General features: G+C 61.6%; 21 protein-coding genes. 13 read left to right on the top strand and 8 right to left on the bottom strand.

All coding sequences use genetic code 11. From position 1 onward, the window contains the following. Nucleotides 1-47 precede the first annotated feature (47 nt). Nucleotides 48-776, bottom strand: a complete 729-nt coding sequence (locus ACQK2L_RS27265) for an RNase H family protein (RefSeq protein ID WP_425400207.1) — start codon at nucleotides 774-776, stop codon at nucleotides 48-50. A 355-nt stretch (nucleotides 777-1,131) separates the two neighbouring features. Between ACQK2L_RS27265 and ACQK2L_RS27270 the strand changes: the two genes are divergently transcribed. Beyond that, nucleotides 1,132-4,563, top strand: coding sequence for a secretin N-terminal domain-containing protein (locus ACQK2L_RS27270; RefSeq protein WP_425400208.1), 3,432 nt, complete (start codon nucleotides 1,132-1,134; stop codon nucleotides 4,561-4,563). 57 nt (nucleotides 4,564-4,620) lie between these two features. Here ACQK2L_RS27270 and ACQK2L_RS27275 read toward each other — a convergent pair whose 3' ends face one another. Further along, complete coding sequence (locus ACQK2L_RS27275) at nucleotides 4,621-5,847, bottom strand: hypothetical protein (protein WP_425400209.1); 1,227 nt, start codon at nucleotides 5,845-5,847, stop codon at nucleotides 4,621-4,623. Between the two features lie 170 nt (nucleotides 5,848-6,017). On the opposite strand from ACQK2L_RS27275, the gene ACQK2L_RS27280 reads away from it, so the two are divergent. Then, on the top strand, nucleotides 6,018-6,446 hold the full coding sequence (locus ACQK2L_RS27280) for a hypothetical protein (protein ID WP_425400210.1): 429 nt from the start codon (nucleotides 6,018-6,020) through the stop codon (nucleotides 6,444-6,446). On the opposite strand, the gene ACQK2L_RS27285 is transcribed toward ACQK2L_RS27280, so the two are convergent. Further along, the gene (locus ACQK2L_RS27285; protein WP_425400211.1) at nucleotides 6,443-7,201 is read right to left on the bottom strand and encodes a hypothetical protein; all 759 of its coding nucleotides are present in this window, start codon (nucleotides 7,199-7,201) and stop codon (nucleotides 6,443-6,445) included. The two genes, ACQK2L_RS27280 and ACQK2L_RS27285, sit on opposite strands and share 4 nt — an antisense overlap. A 207-nt stretch (nucleotides 7,202-7,408) precedes the next feature. Here ACQK2L_RS27285 and ACQK2L_RS27290 point away from each other — a divergent pair, with 207 nt between their 5' ends. Together ACQK2L_RS27290 and ACQK2L_RS27295 are read left to right on the top strand one after the other, a co-directional pair. Further along, nucleotides 7,409-8,872 carry a Mur ligase family protein gene (locus ACQK2L_RS27290; protein WP_425400212.1) on the top strand — a complete coding sequence of 488 codons (1,464 nt, stop codon included), beginning with the start codon at nucleotides 7,409-7,411 and terminating at the stop codon, nucleotides 8,870-8,872. Nucleotides 8,873-9,297: 425 nt separating this feature from the next. Then, on the top strand, nucleotides 9,298-10,437 hold the full coding sequence (locus tag ACQK2L_RS27295) for a UDP-N-acetylglucosamine--N-acetylmuramyl-(pentapeptide) pyrophosphoryl-undecaprenol N-acetylglucosamine transferase (protein WP_425400213.1): 1,140 nt from the start codon (nucleotides 9,298-9,300) through the stop codon (nucleotides 10,435-10,437). Nucleotides 10,438-10,538: 101 nt separating this feature from the next. Here ACQK2L_RS27295 and ACQK2L_RS27300 read toward each other — a convergent pair whose 3' ends face one another. The 5 genes from ACQK2L_RS27300 to ACQK2L_RS27320 all read right to left on the bottom strand — a co-directional run bounded on the left by ACQK2L_RS27300 (nucleotide 10,539) and on the right by ACQK2L_RS27320 (nucleotide 14,517). Continuing rightward, nucleotides 10,539-11,396, bottom strand: coding sequence for a helix-turn-helix domain-containing protein (locus ACQK2L_RS27300; protein ID WP_425400214.1), 858 nt, complete (start codon nucleotides 11,394-11,396; stop codon nucleotides 10,539-10,541). Between the two features lie 760 nt (nucleotides 11,397-12,156). Beyond that, nucleotides 12,157-12,327 (bottom strand): hypothetical protein, encoded by a 171-nt coding sequence (locus ACQK2L_RS27305; RefSeq protein ID WP_425400215.1) that lies wholly within the window; start codon nucleotides 12,325-12,327, stop codon nucleotides 12,157-12,159. After that, nucleotides 12,311-12,874: a hypothetical protein gene (locus ACQK2L_RS27310; RefSeq protein ID WP_425400216.1), complete on the bottom strand. Its 564-nt coding sequence runs from the start codon at nucleotides 12,872-12,874 to the stop codon at nucleotides 12,311-12,313. The genes ACQK2L_RS27305 and ACQK2L_RS27310 overlap by 17 nt, the downstream gene beginning before the upstream one ends. 129 nt (nucleotides 12,875-13,003) lie before the next feature. Next, nucleotides 13,004-13,195 carry a hypothetical protein gene (locus tag ACQK2L_RS27315; RefSeq protein WP_425400217.1) on the bottom strand — a complete coding sequence of 64 codons (192 nt, stop codon included), beginning with the start codon at nucleotides 13,193-13,195 and terminating at the stop codon, nucleotides 13,004-13,006. Between the two features lie 113 nt (nucleotides 13,196-13,308). Continuing rightward, nucleotides 13,309-14,517 (bottom strand): CCA tRNA nucleotidyltransferase, encoded by a 1,209-nt coding sequence (locus tag ACQK2L_RS27320; protein WP_425400218.1) that lies wholly within the window; start codon nucleotides 14,515-14,517, stop codon nucleotides 13,309-13,311. Nucleotides 14,518-14,851: 334 nt separating this feature from the next. On the opposite strand from ACQK2L_RS27320, the gene ACQK2L_RS27325 reads away from it, so the two are divergent. The 9 genes from ACQK2L_RS27325 to ACQK2L_RS27365 all read left to right on the top strand — a co-directional run bounded on the left by ACQK2L_RS27325 (nucleotide 14,852) and on the right by ACQK2L_RS27365 (nucleotide 21,860). Beyond that, nucleotides 14,852-15,889: a reverse transcriptase family protein gene (locus tag ACQK2L_RS27325; RefSeq protein ID WP_425400219.1), complete on the top strand. Its 1,038-nt coding sequence runs from the start codon at nucleotides 14,852-14,854 to the stop codon at nucleotides 15,887-15,889. Between the two features lie 65 nt (nucleotides 15,890-15,954). After that, the gene (locus tag ACQK2L_RS27330; protein ID WP_425400220.1) at nucleotides 15,955-17,199 is read left to right on the top strand and encodes a glycosyltransferase; all 1,245 of its coding nucleotides are present in this window, start codon (nucleotides 15,955-15,957) and stop codon (nucleotides 17,197-17,199) included. An 86-nt stretch (nucleotides 17,200-17,285) separates the two neighbouring features. Further along, entirely contained in the window at nucleotides 17,286-18,005 is a 720-nt protein-coding gene (locus ACQK2L_RS27335) for a 3-keto-disaccharide hydrolase (RefSeq protein ID WP_425400221.1), read from the top strand. Nucleotides 18,006-18,058: 53 nt separating this feature from the next. Next, the gene (locus ACQK2L_RS27340; protein ID WP_425400222.1) at nucleotides 18,059-18,907 is read left to right on the top strand and encodes a phytanoyl-CoA dioxygenase family protein; all 849 of its coding nucleotides are present in this window, start codon (nucleotides 18,059-18,061) and stop codon (nucleotides 18,905-18,907) included. A gap of 38 nt (nucleotides 18,908-18,945) precedes the next feature. Continuing rightward, the gene (locus ACQK2L_RS27345; RefSeq protein ID WP_425400223.1) at nucleotides 18,946-19,836 is read left to right on the top strand and encodes an alpha/beta fold hydrolase; all 891 of its coding nucleotides are present in this window, start codon (nucleotides 18,946-18,948) and stop codon (nucleotides 19,834-19,836) included. A 61-nt stretch (nucleotides 19,837-19,897) separates the two neighbouring features. Then, entirely contained in the window at nucleotides 19,898-20,329 is a 432-nt protein-coding gene (locus ACQK2L_RS27350) for a hypothetical protein (RefSeq protein WP_425400224.1), read from the top strand. Nucleotides 20,330-20,458: 129 nt separating this feature from the next. Next, complete coding sequence (locus ACQK2L_RS27355) at nucleotides 20,459-20,923, top strand: DUF6985 domain-containing protein (RefSeq protein WP_425400225.1); 465 nt, start codon at nucleotides 20,459-20,461, stop codon at nucleotides 20,921-20,923. Nucleotides 20,924-21,091: 168 nt separating this feature from the next. After that, a complete protein-coding gene (locus ACQK2L_RS27360; RefSeq protein WP_425400226.1) occupies nucleotides 21,092-21,514 on the top strand; it encodes an SMI1/KNR4 family protein in 423 nt (140 codons plus the stop codon). 94 nt (nucleotides 21,515-21,608) lie between these two features. Beyond that, nucleotides 21,609-21,860, top strand: a complete 252-nt coding sequence (locus ACQK2L_RS27365; protein WP_425400227.1) for a hypothetical protein — start codon at nucleotides 21,609-21,611, stop codon at nucleotides 21,858-21,860. The last annotated feature ends 141 nt before the right edge of the window (nucleotides 21,861-22,001 follow it).

The raw sequence follows: 22,001 nt of genomic DNA on the forward strand, positions 1-22,001 counted from the left end.
AATGAAATGGAAATATAAAGGTATGGAACCTTGTTTGGTTGGATCGCTTAACCTGCGGGTAATAGCGTTGGCTCGAGCAGCGACTCCACGCCGCGACGAAGTCCGCCGAGCGTGTTGCGTGTGGCCGCAGCCACTCGATCTCGGCGGCTCGTCTTGCGCCGTTTGGGCACGACCAGCACAGCCGACTCGTCGACCATCGACGGGGTGGCCGCTGCGGCGGTGTCTTCGAGCGAATCGAAAGAGTCGCAGGTGGATTGCTCTGGCTCGCTGGCGAGTTGGTTGCCGACGTGGGCCGCTTCGCCCCACAGCTGCGATTGCACGGAGTGGAACGCCAGGGCGTGGTCGATGCGCTGCCAGAGGTCGCAATCGCGGATGGGAACTCGCCGCCCGAAGCGTTCCCAGTGCCAACGCTGGTTGCGCCACTGGGCGAGGCCGCGACTGAAGCCGCGATCGATGTATTGGCTGCTTGTGAACAAGCGCACATTAGCCGGACCGTCGATGGCCTCCAGGCCTCGCACCACGGCCAGCAGCTCGGTGCGGGCGGCCGAATGCTCTTCGACCAGTTCGCTGGCCGAGACCGTGTGGTCGCTGCCGGCACGCAGCAGCAGGAAGCGCCACATCATCCGGCCCGAGGCATGTTGCAGAGCCTCGGTAAATAGTAGGTATTCCAGGGGGGCGGGCATGTTTATCGACACCAAGGACGGATCGGCGGGGTTACTACTCTTGGTGGGTAGCGCGCTGTTTTCGTCCTTGGCACACGCTTTGAGTGGGGCCAAGGAAGTGAATCCTTGGCCGCCACTCCCCGTTAGGGCTGGGCGTCGATGCCCGGCTCGAACGTGATGGTATTGGTATATCGTCAGAAATTACCCAGATGGTCCATATTTCCAGGTCGATTTAGGCAAGATTCCCTGCGAAGGGATTATCTTGCCCCGGCCAAAATCGGTAAAAGCCTCCTGTACGCTTGAGAAACAACTGGTTTACCTTCCCCCAAACTGGTGGCGATGACAACAGGGGCTGCCTATTATGGAGTGATCTAGCGGCCACCCGCCTGCCTGCCGTAAGTCGCATCGCACTCAATGCTTAGCACCGCAAGATAGGTGCCAATTCCTTACCTTTCCGAATGCTGAACGTATGCCCGCCCGCGAAGAATGCCCGTCGATCCTTGTCCGTCGCCCTGGGGTCCTGGCCCTGTTGGTCTGCGGAAGCCTGGTAATCTCCAACTGCGGCCTGGCCGGCAATCCGGAGTTTGTGGGTCTGTTGGCCCTGGCGACTGAGGACAGCTCGGCCGACGCCTTGGACCTTTCGGACGAGCAGGTCGAGAAATTGGGCGAGTTGCTCGATGATCGCGAAACGGCCGTGTTTAGTTTGCGCGGGCTCCAGGGCGAAGAGAAGGCAACGGCACTCCGAGCTCATCGCGTGGAATCGCAACGGCGGATGGCTGGCATTCTGACCGATAAGCAACTCGACTCGCTCAGCGAGTTGGCCGCCGCCAACCCCAACGATTTCTACGAACCACTCGGCGGGGCGCCCGAAGCAACGGAGCCTACCGACGATGAGCCGACCGACGAGGCTGCCACGGAGGTAGCTGCCGAAGCGACGGAGGAATCGGAGACTGCCGAGGAAGAGACAACCGACGAAGGGGACACCGAAGAACCGCCCGACGAAGGCGCCTCGGAAGAAATGGCCGAGGACGATGAGCCTGAAGAGCGTTCCGAGGGTCGGCCTTCGCGTGGATTCAATCGGTTTGGCGACCGGCCGAGCGGCGGTGAACGCCCCAGCTTTGGTCGCGACCGCGGCGGATTCGGGCGGGGCGGTTTTGGACGACGATCGGAAGACGACTCCGATCGTTCGCCAAGCGGCGAAAGGTCCACCACTCGCACCGAACCCGCCACCGGTGGTGCGGATCCCGACACGTTCCCCCAGGCCGATAGCGACGGCAAGCTGTCCTTCAACTTCCGTTACCAACCCTGGCAGGACGTGCTCGACTGGTTTGCCGAGCAAAACGACCTGTCGCTGCTGCTGGAGTCGCCCCCGTCGGGCACGTTCAACTACACCGATCCTCGCAAGTACACTCCGGCCGAAGCGCTCGACGTTATTAATAGTGTGCTGCTGACCAAAGGCTACACGCTGGTGCGGCGGGAGAAGATGCTGGTGCTGGTAAATCTGGAAGACGGCATTCCGCCCAACCTGGTGACCGACGTGCCGCTGGAAGAATTGGAACAGCGCGGTGAATTCGAGCTGATCCGCGTGTTGTTCCAAGTTCGAAACATGACACCCGAGGCGGCCTCCGAGGAAATCAGCCGCTTGGTTGGGCCGCAAGGTTCGGTGGTCGTGCTGCCGCGTGCCGGTATGCTGCAGGTCACTGAGACCGCAGGGCGCATCCGGGCGATACGCGAAGTGATCGATGCGATTGAGAACCCCGACTCGTCGAAGAAGGGCGACATTCGACCGTACGAACTCGAGTACGCCTCGGCCGGCATCGTGATGCCGGTGCTGCGGCAGATGCTCGGTATCGAAGCCGAAGGGTTCAGCACCGAAGATGGCACGCTGCAGTTGGCGGTCGACAACAGCACCGGCACCCGCCTGCTGGCGTACGGCACGCCGGAGATGATCAAGCGACTGGAAGAAGTGCTGGATTTGGTTGATGTACCCGAAGCGGCCGGTGGGCCGATCGACCAGTTGCAACTCGAAGTCTACCCAGTGAGCCAGGCCGACCCCGAAGCGGTGCTCACCGTGCTGCAAACAATGCTGGCCGACGAGCCCGGCACGCGTTTGGCGACCGATCCCGTGACGGGCAACCTGGTCGCGCTGGCCACGATCGCCAACCATCGCACCATCCAGGCGACGCTCGCTCAAATGTCCGAAGACGCCCGCCAGATCGAAGTGATCCCGCTGCAAAGCGTCGACCCACAATTGGCGTTGCTCTCGATCACCAAGCTGTTTGGCATCACCGTCGGCGAGGAGGTTGATCCTCGCGCGCCGATCGTCGACGCCGACCTGTCGACCAACAGCCTGATGGTCCGCGGCACCAAGTCGCAACTCGACCAGATCAAGTCGCTGCTGGGGCAGATGGGTGAGTCGGCCGACTCGGTCTTCGCCGACACCGATCGAGGTAACGTGCGACTGTTGCCCCTCACTTCGACCGAAGCCCGTACGGCGTTGGATCAGCTCGACCGGATCTGGCCGAGCATTCGCTCGAATCCCATCCAAATGGTCTCGCCCGCCACGGCGATTCGCTCCTACCGCCCCGCCGAGCAAGCAACGCCCGACTCGCCGACCGAAGACAGCTTCGACATCGAGAACATGTTCCGCTTCCAGTTGCCGGACACACCTCCCACGGAAGGCCGAGTGCCGACCGACCGTGGCACCTCCGCCGGGCGTCGCGTCCGGGCAATGACCGTGGCGCTCGGACAAGCCGACGACGTCGCGCCGGCCTCCACGCCCGAGAGCACCTCTGATGCACCCGCGACGCAGCCCAGCCAACCGGCTACGCAGCCGGCGAGTCCTTCGCAAAACGGCGCGCCGATCCTTGTTGCCCCCGGCCCCAACGGACTGTTGATCGCTTCGGACGACCTCGAAGCGCTCGATGCGTTTGAGCGGATCCTCGAAGCGTCGACCATGCAGTCGACCAGCGGTCGCGAGTACGCGGTGTTCTACCTGAAGCATGCCAAAGCAGCCACGGCCGCGGCAATCCTGGGCGAAATGTTCGGCAGCTCCGGTGGTTCTGGCGACAGCCTGATGGGTGGCATTGCCGACGCGGCGTTGGGCGACATCGGTGGTGGTCTGATGGGCGACTTGCTCGGACTCGGCGGTGGCGGCGCCTCGACCGGCTTCTCTGCTGCCGGTGTCGACATCGTTACCGACACCCGCCTGAACGCCCTGATCGTGTACGCTCGTCCCGACGACATCGACATGGTGTTTCGGTTGTTGCAGATTCTCGATCAACGAAGTGGTCCTACTGATGTTGAAGCCGAAGGCGTGCCGCGGTTGATTCCCGTGGTCAACACTACCGCGTCGCAAGTGGCGGACGTGGTGAAGACCATCTACTCCGATCGCCTGGAAGGCGGCGGCAACGGACAACCTTCGCCGGAAGACATCATGCGGATGCTTCGCCAAGGCCAAGGCGGTGGCGGCGCCGATGCCCAAGAGCCAGCCAAGATGTCCATCGGCATCGACACCCGCAGCAATAGTCTTGTCGTTCGTGCTCCCGATGTGTTGTTCTTTGAAGTGAAAGCCCTGGTCGCGCAGCTCGACACCGAGCAACTCGACAGCGGCGAGTCAACGCAGATCGTACGCATCCAGCACGCCAACCCCGAAGCCATCAAGGAAGCGCTGGGCAGCATCCTTGGTGAGCAAGCAGTGACGACCGCGCAGCAGTCTGGGGGTCAGGGTGGTGGAGGTGGAAATAACAATGCCGATGCCGCGCGTCAGCGCGACGAAATGATCCGTCGGATTCAAGAGTTCCGCAATCGCATGCAAGGCGGCGGCGGCCGTGGGGGCGGTGACCGAGGCGGCGGTGGTCGTGGAGGTCGTGGCGGCGGCGGCCGTGGTGGCCGTGGTTAACTCGCGCCCATAGCCGAACGCACACCTGCCTCCGCGTGCGTACCCGATCCTTCGGTCCTACCTACCTTTGCTGGAGTACTCGTCGCCGGTGACGATTCCGTCGCCGTTCAAGTCGTAACGCTCGAACTCGCGGACCTTGCTGTCGGTCCAGCTGCTACTGAATTCGGCCATGGAAACCTGGCCGTCTTGGTTGTCGTCGTACCGCTCGATCCACCGCCGCGTGGTGCTCGACATATGGTCCAGCGCCGAGGTGAAGCGGTAGGTGTTCTTGCTCGAACTATCGCCTTCGCCGCGGCTCGACCGGCCAGGGCCGCTGCGGCGGGACTGCCGCATGCGATCATTGAGTTCGGTGAGCGTGATTCGGCCGTCTTTGTTCAGGTCGGATCGCTCGGCGTTAGGCATGCTCTTGAACTCGTCGCCATCGATGATCGAGTTCTTGTCCTTGTCGTACTTGTCCATAAGGTCTTTGACGTATTCCCGCGATCGTTCGTCAAGGCTTTGACTGCCGCCGCGTGAACGCTCGCCACGCTCTTCGCGATCACCTCGATCTCGGTCACCACGATCACCCCGATCACCCCGGTCACCACGATCGCCACGATCACCTCGGTCGCCTCCGCCGAAGCGTCCACCGCCACCAAAACGACCGCCGCCACCCCAACCTGGTGGGCCTCGACGTTCTTCCCGGTTCTCCGTTTCCTTCTTCTCCTCGGCCGGCTTGGGCTCCGGCATGGTTACCTGGTTGGCTCGCTCGGGATTCAGCAGCACTAACTCTTCTTCGGTCAGCAGCGTGTCGAAGCCCGGCACGGGCTCGGGCGGGAGCGGCGCCAGGAACGCGGTGGGGTTTTCTTCCCGCTTCTTATCCCGGTCGCGCTGCATGTCCTGGCGTTTGCGTTTGGAGAGATAGTCCTCCACGTTGATGGCCTTGGACGTATCGAAACCTGCGGCCTTGGCGGTTTCCTCAAAACGCCCCCACCAACGGTCGTCGACCTCCGACCGCTCGATCTTGCCATCGCCGTTGCGATCCATCTGCCGGGCGAACCAGCGGCGGCGCTCGTCGTCCGACGGGCGACGTCGCTCTTCGTCTCGTCCTCGACCTCGGTCGCGGTCGCCACGATCACCGCGGTCTCCTCGATCACGCCTGTCTCGATCGCCCCGGTCGCGTTCTTCGCCACGATCGCCCCCTCGCCCTGGCTGGGCCCACGCGGTATCGGTGGCCACACCCACCAGAAGGAGGGATGAGAGAAGCAGGGTCAGAAATCGAGTTTGGCGCATATTGTTGCTCATACCTATTCAACTCCGCAGCGGCCGCCGGGTTTCGGCTGGCCGATCTTCCATTTTACTGGCTCCGTGTAAGGAATCGAGCGGGAAAGCAGGCGTTTTGTGAACACCGAGCCCCCTGAGCCGTACCAAGATCGACTAGAATGACACGCTTCGCCTGATTCCGGAGTTTCAACATGGAAAACCCTTTCTCGTCGCCGCAAACCGCCTCGACGATGGACGCCGGCGACTTCGCCCCGCTGCCACCCGAGCGCGAGCGGCTGGCCCTGCTGGGCGAGGTATTCGTCGCCTGGGAACGGCTGCGGATCTGGTACAACGTGGTACTGGCCGCGGTGGCACTGATTTCAATTCTCCTGTTCCAGCTTCCGTTGCTGTTTCATATGGGAGCCCTGGAAGACATGGTGCTCGCAGCCATTGCGGCGAACGCCTGCTTTCTGGCTGGCCCGCTGCTTGAGGGCTATGTGACTTGGTGGTTCGGACCTGTGCCGTGGCTTCGCCAGGCAGTGTTCATCATTGGTACGCTGGGGGCTGTCGTTCTCACAATCGCAGTGGTGGTTGCATTGACACTCGAATTCGGCCCGCCTGCACCGGAGAATCTTCTTTAGTCGCTTCGAGTAGCAACCAACTCCGCCAACTGCTCGAGCCGCCACGGCTTGCCAAGTACCGACGTCGCGCCAAGCTCCATCGCTCGCCGCACACGGTCGCGGCGTGGGAAGTCCAATAGCACCACCAGCGGAGACTCTTCTGGAAGCGTCTCGCGAAAGTCGGCCAGTTGGCGTTCTTCGGTGGCGTCGAGCTGCGCGCCGACCCACACTCCGGCGGCGGGCGCGGTGCTCAACGGGCGTTTATCGAATCGCGGCGACCACACGCCGCACGCGCCCATCGCCTCGCAGGCGTCGATCAGCGCGTCGGCCGTATCGGCGTCGGTCGAGTCGATAGCCACAACCTCCGCTCCGGTGAGTTGGGCAAGTTCCCCATTCGTCTGCGCCGGTCGTTGCCACGGAGTTGGCCTTCGCGCGAGCCACGCGGTGCGCACCGTTTGCCACCACGCGTCGAACTGGTACCAGAATACCCGCTCGCAATGCGGCAGCGGCGCGCCGGTGCGCATCTCGCCTTCGCACCAACTGCCCAGCAACACGGCCATGCCGGCCAGCGGCATGCGGTCGTGCAACTGCTCGATCCGCTTTCGATCGAACGTTCCCGGGCGCGACTGAAACACCATCGCCAATTCAAACGGCCCATCGTGTTGGTCGTCGATCATCTCGACAAACGTCTCGCCAGCCAGCCGCTCGATGGCCGTGGTAAACTCGCGATCGTCGCGATCGCCCAGTGCTAGCAAGCGAAGTTTATTGGTCATCATTGTCACTCTGGCTGCGGAATCTTCGAGGTTTCGTGCATCGAGTTCGAGCATTGTATCGCATTGAGCGAAAAGTCGCCTTGACAGTTTTTCGCCAATCCGCGAAACAGGCTCTTGTCCGGTGCAACTCCCGCGCTGCCAAGGATGGTAGCAGCAACGGACAACCATCAAGCATGGTGGACCCACACGGCAAGACAGGAGGTCGCGCCGATGATCGTTCGTACCCATCCCACCGTCGTTCACGGAACGCTCGTATCCAGCGCTTTGCCAGACGCCCAACTGGCTGGCGGGAGCGATGTGGCCGTAAACAGTGTGACCGACCAGTTCGCGGCGGTCCGTCCCGGCGACGCGTTCATTGCCTGCGAAGACGCTGGCGACGTTCACTCGGCTGCCAAAGCGGCCGTGGCTCGCGGCGCAGTAGCGATTGTCTCCGAGCGATTCCTGCCCGTCTTTGGCGTGGCCCAATACGTAGTCGACGACGCCCGCAATGCTTACAGCCAACTGTGCCACGCAATCCTCGATTGCCCCAGTTCCCAACTCAACGCGGTAGCGATCGCTGGCGGTCACGGTAAGACGTCGGTCGCCATGGTGCTCGACTCCATCCTGAACATCGCGGGCCGCAACGTGGCCACCGCCAGCAACCAGTTTACGCGGATCGACGCCCAACGCAGCCGTTTCGTGCTGCCGACCACCGCGCCGGCCGTAGCAGAATTCATGGACGAAGCCTTGGCCAGCGGTTGCCGCCAGGCTGTGGTGGAGCTGTCCGAAGAGAGCCTGAGAAACAAGGTGGCCAGCGCCGCCGAGTTCGACGTGGTCTGCCTCACCAACCTGCATGGCGATCATGCCGAGGGCGACCTCAGCCCGCAAGCGTGCCGCGATGCGATGGCTACGGCGCTCGAGATGCTCACGCCGCACGGCATGGCCATCTTCAATGCCGACGATCAGGACTCGATGCGAGTGCTGGCCGAATACGATGGACCCGCGCTCACCTTCGGGCTGAGCGACACGGCCGACATCACGGCCACCATCGCCGAACAACACACCAACGAACAGATGTTCCTGCTCACCGCAGGCGACGAAACGGCTGCTGTGCGATCGAAAGTGATCGGGGAAACGCATGTAGCCAACTGCCTGGCCGCCGCGGCGATCGCCAAAGTGTACGGCGTATCGCTCTCGGACATCGCTCGCGGCATCGAACGGGTGACCGTTGTGCCGGGCGTGATGCATCGCTTCGACGCAGGACTCGGCGTCTCGGTCTTCCTGGACCGCGGCACCACACCCATCGCCCGCGGCGCGGCGCTTTCCACCGCCCGCAGCGTGGCTGCTGAAAAAGTGATCGCGGTTGTCGACCACGCTTGCTCGGTGACCGAAAAGTTGGCCGACAAGACCATCGACACCCATGGCTTGGCCAACGAAGAAGTAGTGACCGAAGCGGTCGCCAAAGTGCTGGCCGCCTTGGAAGTAAGCGACAACAAGCAACTGCGAACCATTACCGAAAAGCTCACCGGAATCGCCCTGGCCGTGATGTCCGCCAGCGAAGGCGATGTCGTGGTGGTCTGTGGTCTGGATTCCAGAACAGCTCGCCAGCGCCGCGTGTCGGTGAGTATGAGTGAAGAACAATTGATTCAAAACCTGATGTACGAGTTGGCCGCTCAACAAAAGAAGGCCGCTTAAGTTTTCACGCCAGCAGAACTGCGAGCTGCTGGCGAACGATATCCCCTCTCCCGGGCCCTCACCTGGGTGAGGGCCCGGGAGAGGGGATGACCCAACACCACAAACAAACCACTTAACAAACCATGCTGTAGCTTCGTCGTTGGTCGTGCGGATTGCGGGGTCTTGCACGGCTGCCCTCCCCTTGGGTTGGAGCATCATAACCGGTTGCCAGGCAATTACTGGGTCGATTGCCCGCGCCGGTGCTTCGCGACGGAGCTAAGAACTGAGCGTCGGGGTGGCGAGCATTCGCCGCCCCGGCGACTCAGTGGATACAACAAAGGGGGGAAGCGGAAGGACGAAGGAGCGTGCAAGCCAACCAGTCTTGCACCTTCGGAACTCCCAAGGCTGCCTTCCTCCCCTGCCCTCCCCCGTACCGCTCTCTTGCCATGTCCAGTTCTCTCGAAGTTGTGATTGCCGGCGGTGGCTCGCCGGGCCATGTCTATCCGGGGCTTGCGATTGCCGACGCACTGCGCGCCCGCATGCCCGACGTATCGATTCTGTTCGCCGGCACCGGTCGCCCGCTCGAACGCCACTTGGTTCGCGCCGCTGGCTACAACCACATGGCGTTACCTGCGAAGCCGGCGCCGCACAATCCGCTCGAAGCGGTTCGCTTTCTCACCGACAACGCGCTCGGCTTCATGGCCGCCGCCTGGATGCTTCGCGAACAACACACATCGCTGGTCGTCGGCCTCGGCGGCTACGCCGGAGCAACGACCGTCCGCGCCGCGGTAGGTCGAGGCATTCCGACCGTGCTCTTGGAGCAAAACGCAACCACCGGCCGCATGACCAAGTGGCTTTCCGGCATGGTCGAAACGGTTTGCACCGGGTTCAAGGAAGTGGCGCCGTGCCTTTCGCCCGTGGCCGACATCGTCCACACCGGCACGCCCGCTCGTCCGCGATTCATCAAGCAATACCATCACTGGCAGCAGCAGGGCGAAGCGGAACGCAAGTCGCGCGAGCCCCGCATCGTGGTGCTCGGCGGATCCGGCGGTGCGCAGACGCTCAATAACCACATGCCGGAGGTGGTCTCGCGACTGACCGAAGAACTCAAAGATTGGCGTATAGTTCATCAAACCGGCGAAGGTCAGCTCCAAACTACCGAGGACCGCTATCCCAGCGACACCTCGCAGATTCTCACGGTTAGTTACATCGATGAACTCGCATCGCTGTTGTTCGAAACCGACATCGTGGTCTGCCGCGCCGGCGGAACCACGCTCGCCGAACTCGCTTTGGCCGGAGTGCCAGCGGTGGTCGTTCCATTTCCTGACGCGGCGGACAACCACCAAATGGCCAACGCCGAGGTCTACCGCGAGGCAGGCGCGTGCGTGGTGGTCGACGAGTGGGCCGCCGGCGACCGTTTGACCGACGAACTCACTAACCAGGTCCGCGCACTGGCCGCCGACCACGAGCGCCGCGACGAAATGCGCCGCGCGATGCGCAGCCTCGCCCGACCCGACGCCGCCGAAGCCATCGCCACGCGCTGCTGCGAAATCCTCTGCGGTGCCGATGTGCAAGTCGCCGCGTAACGCGGTGAAACTCCGTAGCTTCCGTCGCCAGACGGAGGACGAGTTGGGATCATAGTTCCCCAATTCACGTCCATGGGCCCAAAACCCGACCGCTTCCACTCCTAAGTCTCATCACAAACCCCTGCTTTTAACGAGCCATTCTGCTCCGCGGGGAGTTTCGCCCCACCGCGTTGTTCCCCGCATGTTTCCTCGATCGGCCCAAAACGTCGGATCCGTTCTCGCCGCACTAGATCCATCAAGCCTTGAAGCTCCTTCGCCAGATCGAACTCCGGCTCCGCGGGCGGACCATACTTCTCCGGGTGCGCTTTCTCCAGCATCGTGATCGACTCCCGATACGTCTGGCCCCGCACCGGCTTCCACTTCGGCCGTTTGACCGGCCCGATGGCTGGCGGCAACGTAGTCGGGGGTGAAGTAGTCGGCTCGTTTACGGATGGTTTCTCCGGCTGACTCGCTTCGTCATTGATAGTTGCTTGAAGCTCCGCGTCATCCGGCACCTCCGGCTTCGCCGCTAGCTCCGGCACCACGTTCACGAACGCCTGATCGATCTTCCGCGCGACGTACGCTTCGTCTTCGCGAATCACCACCGACGTCAGCACCGACTCTTTGACCTTCCCGGCCAGCTTCACTAGCTCGACGCGCGTCAGCGTCACCTTGTCGGCCGCTTCCGCCTTCGCCTTCCGCCGCTCGGCCCGCTGCTTATCCTTCCGCTCAATGAGCCAAGCCGCCGCCCGCCAATGCGTCGACGCCGCGTTGCGAATTGCCTGCAGCGACCTCAGCTCGACGCCCATCTCCGCCTTGCGAATCCGCTCGTCAAACGCCTCGTCCACGGACCTTTCCCGCCGAATCGTCTTCCGATCGCAACCCACGTACCGAGCAATGCTCGCCATACTCATCCCCGCCGAAACAAGCGCAGCGATTTCGCCTTTTTTCACATCATCCAAAACCCGTGGCCGAGCCATGTCAACTTCTCCTGCAATTCGTGGAATGTAAACACGCGTACACTATTCGTAGCACCCCGTTTATACCACGCCGAGTGTAAGAAAAAGAGACGCACGAAAGCAGAAAACCAAAAGTACTATGGCCGCCCCCGACCGTAGCCAAAACGACCCACAGGGTGCCTGGGGACGAGTGGGTAGCACGGACAGTTGGCCGGAGTTGATCCGGCCACTTGTGACGTTCACCACGGCCAGCTGTCCGTGTGCGCAGCACAGGAGGTTGTGAAGCTTCACCATGGACAGTGTGAACACCTCTTGTCGCAAGCGACACCGACAATCGGTCGAACAAGCGTGTTGGATGTAGCACTACTGCGCGCGACCGACTGTCGGTGCTACCCGCTTCGTAGGGCGTAGGAACGTGGGGTGGGCGGTTCCATCGGCGGCGACAACGTGTATCGGCTGAGGAGCATCGCTGCCGGTGGGTTCACCCACCAATGGTCATGGCTCTAGACGGTGGGTGAACCTGCGGGTGGAACATCGTGTAAAACGGCCAAGCGCCGCGCCGGCAGAACCACCCACCCTGCGGACTATCACGACATGGATTCCGTACCGAATCCGAGATCGTGCGCTCGCGAAGTTTGGTGCTGTAGACCAGATGCACCAAGTTTTTGACCAACGATTGGGCCATGTTGGGCCCCTTCGGGGCAGGATTTGGCCGGGAACACATATTCGCACGGACGCTCGCAATGGTGCGCGACTCTGGACGCGACGTCCGTCACGCGCCCTAACTCGCCTTGAGCTTCTCGATCTCTTCCTTGGCGGCGGCGATTTGAGATTCGTATTGCTGCACTTCGTCGGGGTCGTCCATTTGTTGCTTGGCCCCGGCCAGTTGTTGCTCGAGTTGCTTGAGCTTCTTACGCAATACTTCGATACGTTTCTTAGCTTTCTTGTCCATTGTCTCCGTCTGCCATTGGTTGTGCGGCGGGAATGTCTTCGATCGGTCGAGGCTCTTTAGGGAACGTTCGCATCGTGGCGCCCAGGACGAACACCAATAGGGCGGCCGCGATGCCCAGGTTGAGCCACTTTTGCAGGTCTTGTTGCATCTTGATCGCCATCGGCGACCTGCCCCCGGTGCCGGCCGCGACGAAGAATACGAACAATGCCAGCAGGAACTTGATGCCAAACAGCATGTGGTAAGCGGATGGCAGTTTCTCGTGCGCCGACGTGATGTAATACAGATTGTAGAACCCGCTCAGGATCAGCAGAGTGGTGGTGAGCATCACCAGCCCCGCCCAGGTCGAACGCCGGCCGCCGAACAACACCTCGTTGGGGTCGCCCTCGCCGGTGGCCAGCGGCGCGACGAGCTTCTTCAAGTAGACCAAGCCGCCCAGCAGCACACCGGCGCTGGCGACGTGCATCACGCGAGTCAACAGCAGCACGAACCATCCCGCATCGATTACCGGGGCCGGCGAATCGGCCAGTAGCAGTCCGTCGGTCAACAAATCACACCTCTCGCGTTTGTCGTGGTCATCACGGCGCCAGACTAACCGCCGCGCAGGCGCCGGCCGTAAACCACCATTAGAGCAAGTCTGCCGCGGTTTTCTACGGTGCGTCGTAGCAGTTCGTGCGAGCTACTTTTTAGCCGACTTCTTCTTGGCGGTGGCTAGCCCCTTGGCGAGCGTGTCGGCCAGGTCGGCCGCGTCCATTTTCGACATCACCAGGAACGCTTCGCTCAGCACGCGCTTGGTGTCGGCCACGTTAATCGCGGTCTTGGCGGTGTCGGTCCGGCGGGATACCTGGTTGTAAAAATCCGAAAGCTTCATGGCTATCTGCTCCATGCAATGAGAAAAGTAGCCAGCGCGGGCTGCCCACGCTGTGGTTGCCCTTGTTATGCACGATGAGGGGGAACCTGCCAACCGCGATGTGCAGATTGACACTACTGCTTGGCCATCGCGATCGCCTCGTCGCGCGTCGTGATCTGGCCGTCGAGTTGGGCGTCGCGGATTTGCTCGAGCAGCGCGCCGAAGTGCGGGCCCGGCTGGAGGCCCTCGGCGATCAGGTCTCCGCCGTTGACCAGGGGCCGCGGATTGAGCACCTCGGGCGGCAGCGCCAAACGCTCTCGGCAGTGTACGACGGCCGGCGAGTCGTCGCCGGCCAGCGCGGCGGCCAGCGCGACCAACTCCTGTGCGCCGTCCTCGATCAACACCCGCTGCAGCTTGGGCCACGGAGTGCTGTCGGCCGCCAGGGCAGTTGGCCGGTTGTCCAGGATCCAATCGGCGCGATCGGCGTCGCGGTTGGCAAGCTTCCAGCGCGAGGTGATGCTGTCCCCAGCGCGCAGGTCGCCAACTTGTGAAAGCACCGCCGCCAAAACGAGCGCGTAAGATGGTTCTTCGAGTCGACCGACCAAGCCGGTGAGCTCTTGCCACGTGTCGCCGGTAAGCTCCACGGTCTCAGGCAGCACGTGCGGTTCAAGTTCGCTGGTGCGAAGCAGCGTGAGCGCGGCGGCGCGGTTCGGGTGCACCAGCATCGCCCGCATTTCGGCGCCGATGCGTTCGCCGCTTACCTGGTTGATCTCGGCGGCGTGATCGCGGACTGCTTGGAGCGTTGCCGGTTCGATGGCGAAATCGAACCGCGCAGCAAACCGTACCGCCCGCAGCATCCGCAGCTTGTCCTCGGCGATCCGCGCTTCCGGATCGCCAATCGCCCGGACAATGCCCGCCAGCAAATCGGCCTCTCCGCCGACGAAGTCGTGAATCTGTTCGCTTTGCGGATCGTAGAACAGCCCGTTGATCGTAAAGTCGCGCCGCTGCGCATCGTGCTCCGGCGTGGAGAACTGCACCTGGTCGGGATGGCGGCCGTCGCTGTAGCCGCCATCGGTGCGGAACGTGGCCACCTCGATCTGCCCGGCCTTTTTAGGTCCGAGCACGGTCATCACGCCGAACGACGCTCCCACCGGAATAGTCTTCCGCCGGCCGAACACCTTGCGCACTTCATCGGGCGTGGCGCTGGTGGCGACGTCGTAGTCCTTCGGCGCGAGCCCCAGCAACTGATCGCGCACGCAACCCCCGGCCCACAGCGCGGTGTATCCGGCCTCGCGCAACTGGGCGACCACGTCGCAGGCGAATTGTCGTTGGGGGGTGGCCATGGATAAAGCGATTAGCAGTTTATCGGGAGTTTCTGTAAGAACGACATGCAAATAGCGGCAGGTGTTCGCAATTCTACACGACCAGCCGGTGAGCAACAGATAGAGCAGTGCCGGTAACTGTTGACGTACACAGGGCCCGGCCGCAGAATCGATCTAGCGGCGGCGAGGCACTTCAAGCGGATGAGCGACGGATTTCGGTCGGCCGCTTGTCACTCTGGGGATACCCCAGGGGTGTTTGAAGGATTCGCATTTCGTCGCGCGAGCAATTCTATGCTCCACATAGTGCAGCTCGCGCCCAACCCGACTTGTTGAAGTGCCTCGCCGCCGGTTTGTCATGGCCCGCAACCTGATCCGCCGTTTCCGCCTGCCGGCCATTCAAAACGACTTCGATTTGGCGGAGTGGTTTCGCATGCCACTGAAGCAACTTGCCTGGTACGCCGATTGTCGCAACATCGAGCGCACCACCCACCGCGAGCCACTGCGTCACTATCGCTATCGGTTGCTCACCAAGCGCTTCGGGCAGCTGCGATTGATCGAATCGCCTAAGCCCAGGCTCAAATCGCTGCAGCGCGATTTGCTCGAAGAGATCATCGGCCGCCTTCCACCGCACAGCGCAGCGCACGGTTTCCGCCGCGGGCGGTCGATCAAGACCAACGCCATGGAGCATGTGGGGCGGAGAGTGGTGATTCGCATGGACCTCGAAGATTTCTTCCCTTCGATCACTGCTGCTCGCGTGCGCGCGGTGTTCCTGGGAGTTGGCTATCCGCGCGACGTGGCGGAACTTCTCACGGGTCTCTGCACCAATGCCGCGCCCAGCGCGGTGTGGCGGGACGTGACTACCGGCGACCGGCTGGCATTTAATCAAGCGAGCCGCTACGCGGTGCCGCACTTGCCGCAAGGCTCGCCGACCTCGCCGGCGCTGGCGAACCTGGTCACGCTGCACCTCGACCGCCGCCTTTCGGGCTTGGCAACCGCAGTGGGCGGGGCGTACACCCGCTACGCGGACGACCTGGTGTTCTCCGGCGACGATCAACTGGCCCGCAGCGCCAAACGGTTTTGCACCCACGTGGCCGCCACCGCCATGGAGGAGGGCTTCCAGGTGAACTTCCGCAAGACACGCATCATGCACGCCAGCGGGCGGCAACAAGTGGCCGGCGTGGTGGTAAATGCTCATCCCAACGTCTCGCGGCGCGAGTTCGACCTGCTGAAGGCCACGCTCACCAACTGCCTACGCCACGGCCCAGAGAGCCAGAACCGCACCGAGCATCCCCACTACCGGCAGCACCTCGCCGGTCGCGTGGCGCACTTCGAGATGCTCAATCCCGCGCGGGGGGCGAAGCTGCGCGAATTGTTCGAGAAGATCGCTTGGTAGCTCGTTGCCACTCGATACAATGTCAAACCGGCATCAAGTCTACTCGCAAAGGATCTCCACGCTTCATGCACTACGGTCTGGTCGCCCCCGCACTACATGGGCATTTGAATCCGATTTCCACGCTTGGGCAGGAGCTCGCTAGCAGAGGGCATCGCGTCACCTTACTGAGTTCGCAGCGCGCGCGGCCGTTCGCCGAGCGGGCGGGCATCGAGTGGGCACCACTGTGCGACGTGCCCGAGATTGCCGAGGGATGGGACCAGTTGGGCGAGATGTCGGGTCTGGCGGCGATGCGTTTCACCGGGAAGCTGCTGAAGCGGTCGATGGAACTCACCTACGCCGAACTCGGCCCGGTGGTTCGCGAGCAACAACTCGACGCGCTGGTGATCGATCAACTCGCACCGTCGGCTGCGGCCGTGGCCGAGGAGCAAGGCTTGCCGTACGCGGTCGCCTGCAACGCCATCGCAATTCACTTGTGCCCCGAGATTCCGCCGCCGCCACTCGACTGGGCGTACCGCTGCGACGCGTGGGGGCGGATCCGCAATCGGTTCGGCAACTGGTTGTGCCGCACGTTGTTTGTGCGCTTGAGCGCTGCTTCGACTGCCAGCGGCATCGATCCCACGATGCTGGCCGATATCAACAGCCAGCACGGCGTAGCGATTCTCTCACAGCAGCCGGCTTGCTTCGATTTTCCCAACCACCCGCGGCCCGCGCACTTTCATTACACGGCTCCCTGGCACACCGCGGGGCGCGATCGCGATGTGCCATTCCCGTGGGAAAAGCTCGACGACACGCGGCCGCTGGTCTACGCTTCGCTCGGCACGCTGCAGAACAAGTTGAAGCACGTGTACGCGGCGATTGCCGAGTCGACCCGCGGCCTCGACATGCAGATGGTGCTTTCGCTGGGCAGTGCGGACGCGAAGCTCGGCGTCGCGCCACCTGAGAATGTGATCGTCGTGCCCTTCGCACCGCAGCTTCAATTGCTCGATCGCGCGTCGGCCGTGGTGACACACGCCGGGCTGAACACGACGCTCGAATCGCTCTCCCGTGGCTTGCCAATGCTGTGCCTGCCGATCACTAACGACCAACCCGGCGTCGCCAGCCGCGTGCAGTACCTCGGCGCGGGGCAGATGCTTCCCATCGCCAGGGCGAATGCAGATCGCGTTCGTCGGGCGCTCGAGCAACTGCTGGCTGACGATAGCTATCGCCAGGCGGCCGAGCGACTTCAGAGCCAGTTTGCTGGTGAAAATGGGCCCGCCATGGCGGTCGACATCATCGAGCGGGAAGTGGCCGCTTTCGCACAGCCGAAGTAGGCGACCGCCAGCCGGCGATGCATGACAACCACTCCGCCGCGCGGGTATACTGTCAGCCAGACTCGACTATTCCCCAGGAGGCAACCATGATTCGCAGCATCCTTTCACTTGTTCTTCTCGTTAGTGTGGCCAGCGTCGCGTGGGCGGAGGAGAAGACGGAGACCGAAGAGAAAAAAGAGACCGTGTCTTTGTTCAACGGCACCGACCTCGAAGGCTGGCACGCCGACGTGCCTGAACTCGACAAGAATCCCGATGGCAAGAACCCCTTCATCGTTCGCGATGAAAAGTTGGTGAGCCTCGGCACGCCGGGTGGGCATTTGATTACCGATAAGAAGTACGAGAACTATCGTCTGGAGGTCGAGTACCGCTTTGCGGGCAAGCCGGGCAATTGCGGGGTGCTGGTGCATAGCTCGAAGCCGCGGCGGCTCTATGGCATGTTCCCTCAGTCGCTCGAAGTGCAGATGATGCACGAGAGCGCTGGCGACTTCTGGTGCATTGGCGAAGACATCGCCGTGGAGAACATGGTCGAGCGGCGCGGCCCCCAGAGCGCGTGGGGTGTCGATGCTGGTAAGAAACGTCAGATACTCAACCTGACCGACGGCTCGGAGAAGCCGCTCGGCGAGTGGAACAACATGGTCATCGAGTGCGTAGGCGACGAAGTGAAAGTGTGGGTGAATGGCGACCTGGTGAACCATGGCTTCGACTGCACCGCCAAAAAGGGCCAGATTGCCGTGCAAGCCGAGGGCTCCGAGGTCGAGTTTCGCAAGCTGGAACTGACGCCCATCAAGGAACTCACGGCAGAGTAAGCGAAACGCATCCAACCCTCGAAACGTCCGTATTCAATCGAGGAGATTAGCGAATGGTGGATCTATCGACAACGCATGAGCCGGTATCGAATCTGTTCGACCACGGTGAACCGAGTGACGTGCTCACCGCCGAGCAGGTGGAAAAGTTTCACCAGGACGGGTACATCGATGGCATCCCGCTGCTCGACGACCAGCAGTGCGATGCGTTGTGCAACGAGCTGTCGAACTTTTTTCAGCCGGAGCACGAAGGTCGCGAGCTATGGCATGAGTACCACACCAACGAATCGACCATTCCCGAGCAGACGCTATTCCACGCGCTCGGCGCATGGCGTTTGCGGCCGGGCTTTCACGACTTGCTGTGGCACGCGCCGGTTGTGGCCGCGGCGCGTCAGCTGCTCGGCGCGCCGCCGCGGTTCTGGCACGATCAACTCTTTTGCAAGCCGGCGCATCACGGCGGCGTCGTGGCCTGGCATCAGGACTATTCCTACTGGACCCGCACGCAGCCGATGCAACACCTTACCTGCTGGATTCCGCTCGACGATTGCGACGAAGAGAACGGCTCCATCCAGTACGTTGCCCAAAGCCACCGCTGGGACTTGATCGCCAAGCCCGAACTGGCCGGCGAGATGGACGGAATTCGCGAGAATCTCACCGCCGAGCAGCGAGAAGCGATGGACCACCCGCACCAAGTGATCGCCCGGCGGGGCCACGCTGCTTTTCATCACCCGCTCACAGTACATGGTTCGCAGGCCAACGCCAGCGATCGTCCGCGGCGCGTGGCGGTGCTAAATTTCATCGCCGACGGGGTGACCAGCGCGACCGACGAACCGTTGCTCGAAGGGGTGCCGGTCGTTCCGCCGGGCGAGCCGCTCGCCGGGCAGTTCTTTCCGCGGTTGGGGTGATGGTCTGGGCGAAGTTCAATTCTGAGGGAGAGTTAGCAATGAAAACCGTGTTGGCAGTCCTTGTGTTGTCGTTATGTGCGGCGCCGTGGTGCGGAGCCGAGCCAGCGGTGGAAGTAGCTCCGCCGCAGATCGAGCCCGACGTGGTTTACGGCCACAAAGACGGCCTGGCGATGACCATGGACGTGTTTCGCCCCGAGGGCGAAGCGAACAAGGCGGCCATTCTATTCATGGTCTCGGGCGGTTGGTACTCGCGTTGGGCTCCGCCCGAGCAGACGCGCGCGTTCTTCGGCTTCTACCTGAAGGAAGGCTACACGGTGTTCGCCGTGCGGCATGGCAGCAGCCCGAAGTACACCATCCCCGAGGCGGTGTCGGACGTCCGCCGCGCGGTGCGATTCGTTCGCCAGAACGCCGAACGCTTCGACATCGACTCGGAGCGAATCGGCGTCACCGGCGCGAGCGCCGGCGGTCACTTGTCACTGATGCTCGGCACCACCGGTGAAGACGGCCAGGCCGACGCGGCCGATCCGCTGCGAAAGGTCTCGAGCCGCGTGCAGGCGGTCGTGGCGCTGGTTCCGCCCACCGACTTACGCGTCGCCGTGTGGGACTCGCCCGACTCGCTACCCGCGTACCGCAACTTCCCCGCGCTGAACCTGTCGATGGACAAAGCGGAGAAGCACTCGCCGCTGGTGCAAGTGACACCCGACGACGCTCCCACGCTGGTGATGATGGGCGGCGAAGACAAACTGGTCCCCCCAGTGCACGGCGAGTGGATCGACGAGGCGATGACCGAAGCCAAGGTGCCGCACAAACTAGTAATCGTACCCGGCGCCGGCCACAACTTGCTCACGCCGGCCAACCTGACCAAGTTGCAGCAGACGATGGTGGATTGGTTTGATGAGCATTTGCTGGAGGGGGAGGAGAAGGAGTGACCTGCGCCGCCGATCACATTTGCACCATGGTCAAGCCACTCGAAGCAGCAACCTAACGAAAATGCAAGACGCGACAATCACATTCGACTGCCCTGGTTGCGAGAAGACCATCTCATTCTCTGTTGCAGATATTGGGACCGTGCAAGAGTGCGCCCACTGCGGTGGATACGTAGACGTTCCTGGCGGCAGCGATAGCGTTTTTCCTGGCGACACGGACTACGACCGTCAAGTACGAGAATACGACAGCCAAACGGCGGAAAATGCCCGCCAGATGGAGGTCGCCAAACGTCAACAAGACGAAACGGCTCGCCAACTAGTGGAAACCGCTCGTCAGCTTGAAGTAGAGCGAGAACTTCAAGCGGCGCATCGCCATCTCAACGAGAAGTGGAGCAACACGATTGAGAAAGTCGACGCTGTTGTCGCGAAATGGAATTCACTGGCAGAGAAAATGCAGTCTCACATCGCAAAGCTTGAGGAGGATAGGTCTGAGTGAGAGGCCGCTTGGTACCCTGCGAGGTGCTTGGCCATTTTTCGCCACAATCCCCGGTCGGTTCAGGCACCATTCGACGCTTCATGCTTCAATTGAACCACATCTCGGCGAAGCCACTGGGGGTTTTTAGCGGTGAACGAGTTTGAAAAACTGAACTCAACGGTCGTTGAGCTGATATCGCACTCAAGCCGCAATGGTAGTAGAGACTATTGTGAATTGAAGATAGCCTGCCAACTCTTTCCCGACGTAGAGAGTGTTTGTGTTTTTCTTGACCAGCCATTGAAGGAGGGGATATCAGAGAGGCAGTTGGGACTGATTCGAGATTTCATGCAACTGTCTGGAGGTCTCGAGCGGATCAAAGAGGAGTTGTTCCTGCACTGGGAAAACTGTGCAGATTTTGCATCAAGCGATACAGACTATGTAGACAGTAACGCGACATTCTTCGCATCTGAGTTTCTGGGGCTGCTCATTATGCACAAAGAGCATTGCTGGGATTCGGATGCAAGCCAACTACGTTTCAAAGTGCCTTGGGATCCGGAGCACGGAGCAGGTGTATTTGTGCGAGGAGGAGCAGTAGCGGAGTTTGGTGATGTCTAGAATTCCATGGGTGACGGCTTTGTTCAGTGAGAGTTCACCCACCATTCACCTGGGTCGCCAATGGTGGGTGAACCCATCGGCGACAATGCTGCTTGGCCGATACAGGTTGTCACTGCCGATGGAACCACCCACCCTACGTTTTAAACTTCTAGATCGAGTTGTGCAGCAATGCCCGACCGTACCGATCCCATGAAAGAAGCCGAGATCAAGCGCATCGAAAAGGTCACGGAGTTTCCTCTCCCTTCCGAATACCGCAACTTACTACTACAGTTCCCGCCTGAACTGGAGGCAACCCTCAACTGCCGCCCAAAAGACGAACGCGCCATTTTTACTGACTCCGCGACCATTATCCGCTGGAACAAGTTTTTTCGTGCCCCCGATTACGAGTATGAAGACTCCAATGGAGAGATTTGCACGTTTCCTCGTCACCATGTCGTGATAGGGGCCAATGCGGGTGGTGACTTCTTCCACCTGAACACGAAACGAAAACTACCAAATGTGCTGTTGTGGTGTCACGAGGATGGCGAGTACCTTGTGCAATCTAAAGACTTGCCTGCGTTTGTTCGATCGATCCTCAAGAACAACCGGTGACTTGGTGCTCGAGTGACACCGACGAGCTTAATCGACGGATACAATAGAGATACAAGGATTGCGGAAGGAGCCTCTCTTCAGGAGGAAGGAAGCTATGAACCATCGGCGTTTTCAGTTTGGTCTGCGGGACTTGTTCTGGCTGATGCTGGTGTTTTCATTGATTGCAGCCTGGTGGCACGGTTCTCAGCGATTCTCTGCGCAGCTTCGTTCGGCCGAGAACCGAATTCAGAAGCTCGAGCAAATCTGCTTGGAAATCGACGCCCACAAGAAACTACGGGCGATGGCAGAGGCTGAGCGGCGTTTGAAGTCGCTCCCCGAATTCGAGCTGCAGGATTACCTCGATTAGTCGTGCACCTGTTCTGTCTTGGGTGCTGCTGCAGGATCGGTTCACCCACTGTTCACCTTGGTCGCCCATTGGTGGGTGAACCGATCGGCGACAATGCTTGTTGGCTGATATACGTTAACACCGCCGATGGAACCACCCGCC

Origin of the sequence: Aeoliella sp., assembly GCF_965227375.1 — a bacterium.
GTDB lineage: Bacteria > Planctomycetota > Planctomycetia > Pirellulales > Lacipirellulaceae > Aeoliella.

Coding starts and splice junctions, on each gene's coding strand:
- ACQK2L_RS27270 (WP_425400208.1), top strand. CDS start 1,132: ATGCCCGCCCGCGAAGAATGCCCGTCGATCCTTGTCCGTCGCCCTGGG.
- ACQK2L_RS27275 (WP_425400209.1), bottom strand. CDS start 5,847: ATGAGCAACAATATGCGCCAAACTCGATTTCTGACCCTGCTTCTCTCA.
- ACQK2L_RS27280 (WP_425400210.1), top strand. CDS start 6,018: ATGGAAAACCCTTTCTCGTCGCCGCAAACCGCCTCGACGATGGACGCC.
- ACQK2L_RS27285 (WP_425400211.1), bottom strand. CDS start 7,201: ATGATGACCAATAAACTTCGCTTGCTAGCACTGGGCGATCGCGACGAT.
- ACQK2L_RS27290 (WP_425400212.1), top strand. CDS start 7,409: ATGATCGTTCGTACCCATCCCACCGTCGTTCACGGAACGCTCGTATCC.
- ACQK2L_RS27295 (WP_425400213.1), top strand. CDS start 9,298: ATGTCCAGTTCTCTCGAAGTTGTGATTGCCGGCGGTGGCTCGCCGGGC.
- ACQK2L_RS27300 (WP_425400214.1), bottom strand. CDS start 11,396: ATGGCTCGGCCACGGGTTTTGGATGATGTGAAAAAAGGCGAAATCGCT.
- ACQK2L_RS27305 (WP_425400215.1), bottom strand. CDS start 12,327: ATGGACAAGAAAGCTAAGAAACGTATCGAAGTATTGCGTAAGAAGCTC.
- ACQK2L_RS27315 (WP_425400217.1), bottom strand. CDS start 13,195: ATGAAGCTTTCGGATTTTTACAACCAGGTATCCCGCCGGACCGACACC.
- ACQK2L_RS27320 (WP_425400218.1), bottom strand. CDS start 14,517: ATGGCCACCCCCCAACGACAATTCGCCTGCGACGTGGTCGCCCAGTTG.
- ACQK2L_RS27325 (WP_425400219.1), top strand. CDS start 14,852: ATGGCCCGCAACCTGATCCGCCGTTTCCGCCTGCCGGCCATTCAAAAC.
- ACQK2L_RS27330 (WP_425400220.1), top strand. CDS start 15,955: ATGCACTACGGTCTGGTCGCCCCCGCACTACATGGGCATTTGAATCCG.
- ACQK2L_RS27335 (WP_425400221.1), top strand. CDS start 17,286: ATGATTCGCAGCATCCTTTCACTTGTTCTTCTCGTTAGTGTGGCCAGC.
- ACQK2L_RS27340 (WP_425400222.1), top strand. CDS start 18,059: ATGGTGGATCTATCGACAACGCATGAGCCGGTATCGAATCTGTTCGAC.
- ACQK2L_RS27345 (WP_425400223.1), top strand. CDS start 18,946: ATGAAAACCGTGTTGGCAGTCCTTGTGTTGTCGTTATGTGCGGCGCCG.
- ACQK2L_RS27350 (WP_425400224.1), top strand. CDS start 19,898: ATGCAAGACGCGACAATCACATTCGACTGCCCTGGTTGCGAGAAGACC.
- ACQK2L_RS27360 (WP_425400226.1), top strand. CDS start 21,092: ATGCCCGACCGTACCGATCCCATGAAAGAAGCCGAGATCAAGCGCATC.
- ACQK2L_RS27365 (WP_425400227.1), top strand. CDS start 21,609: ATGAACCATCGGCGTTTTCAGTTTGGTCTGCGGGACTTGTTCTGGCTG.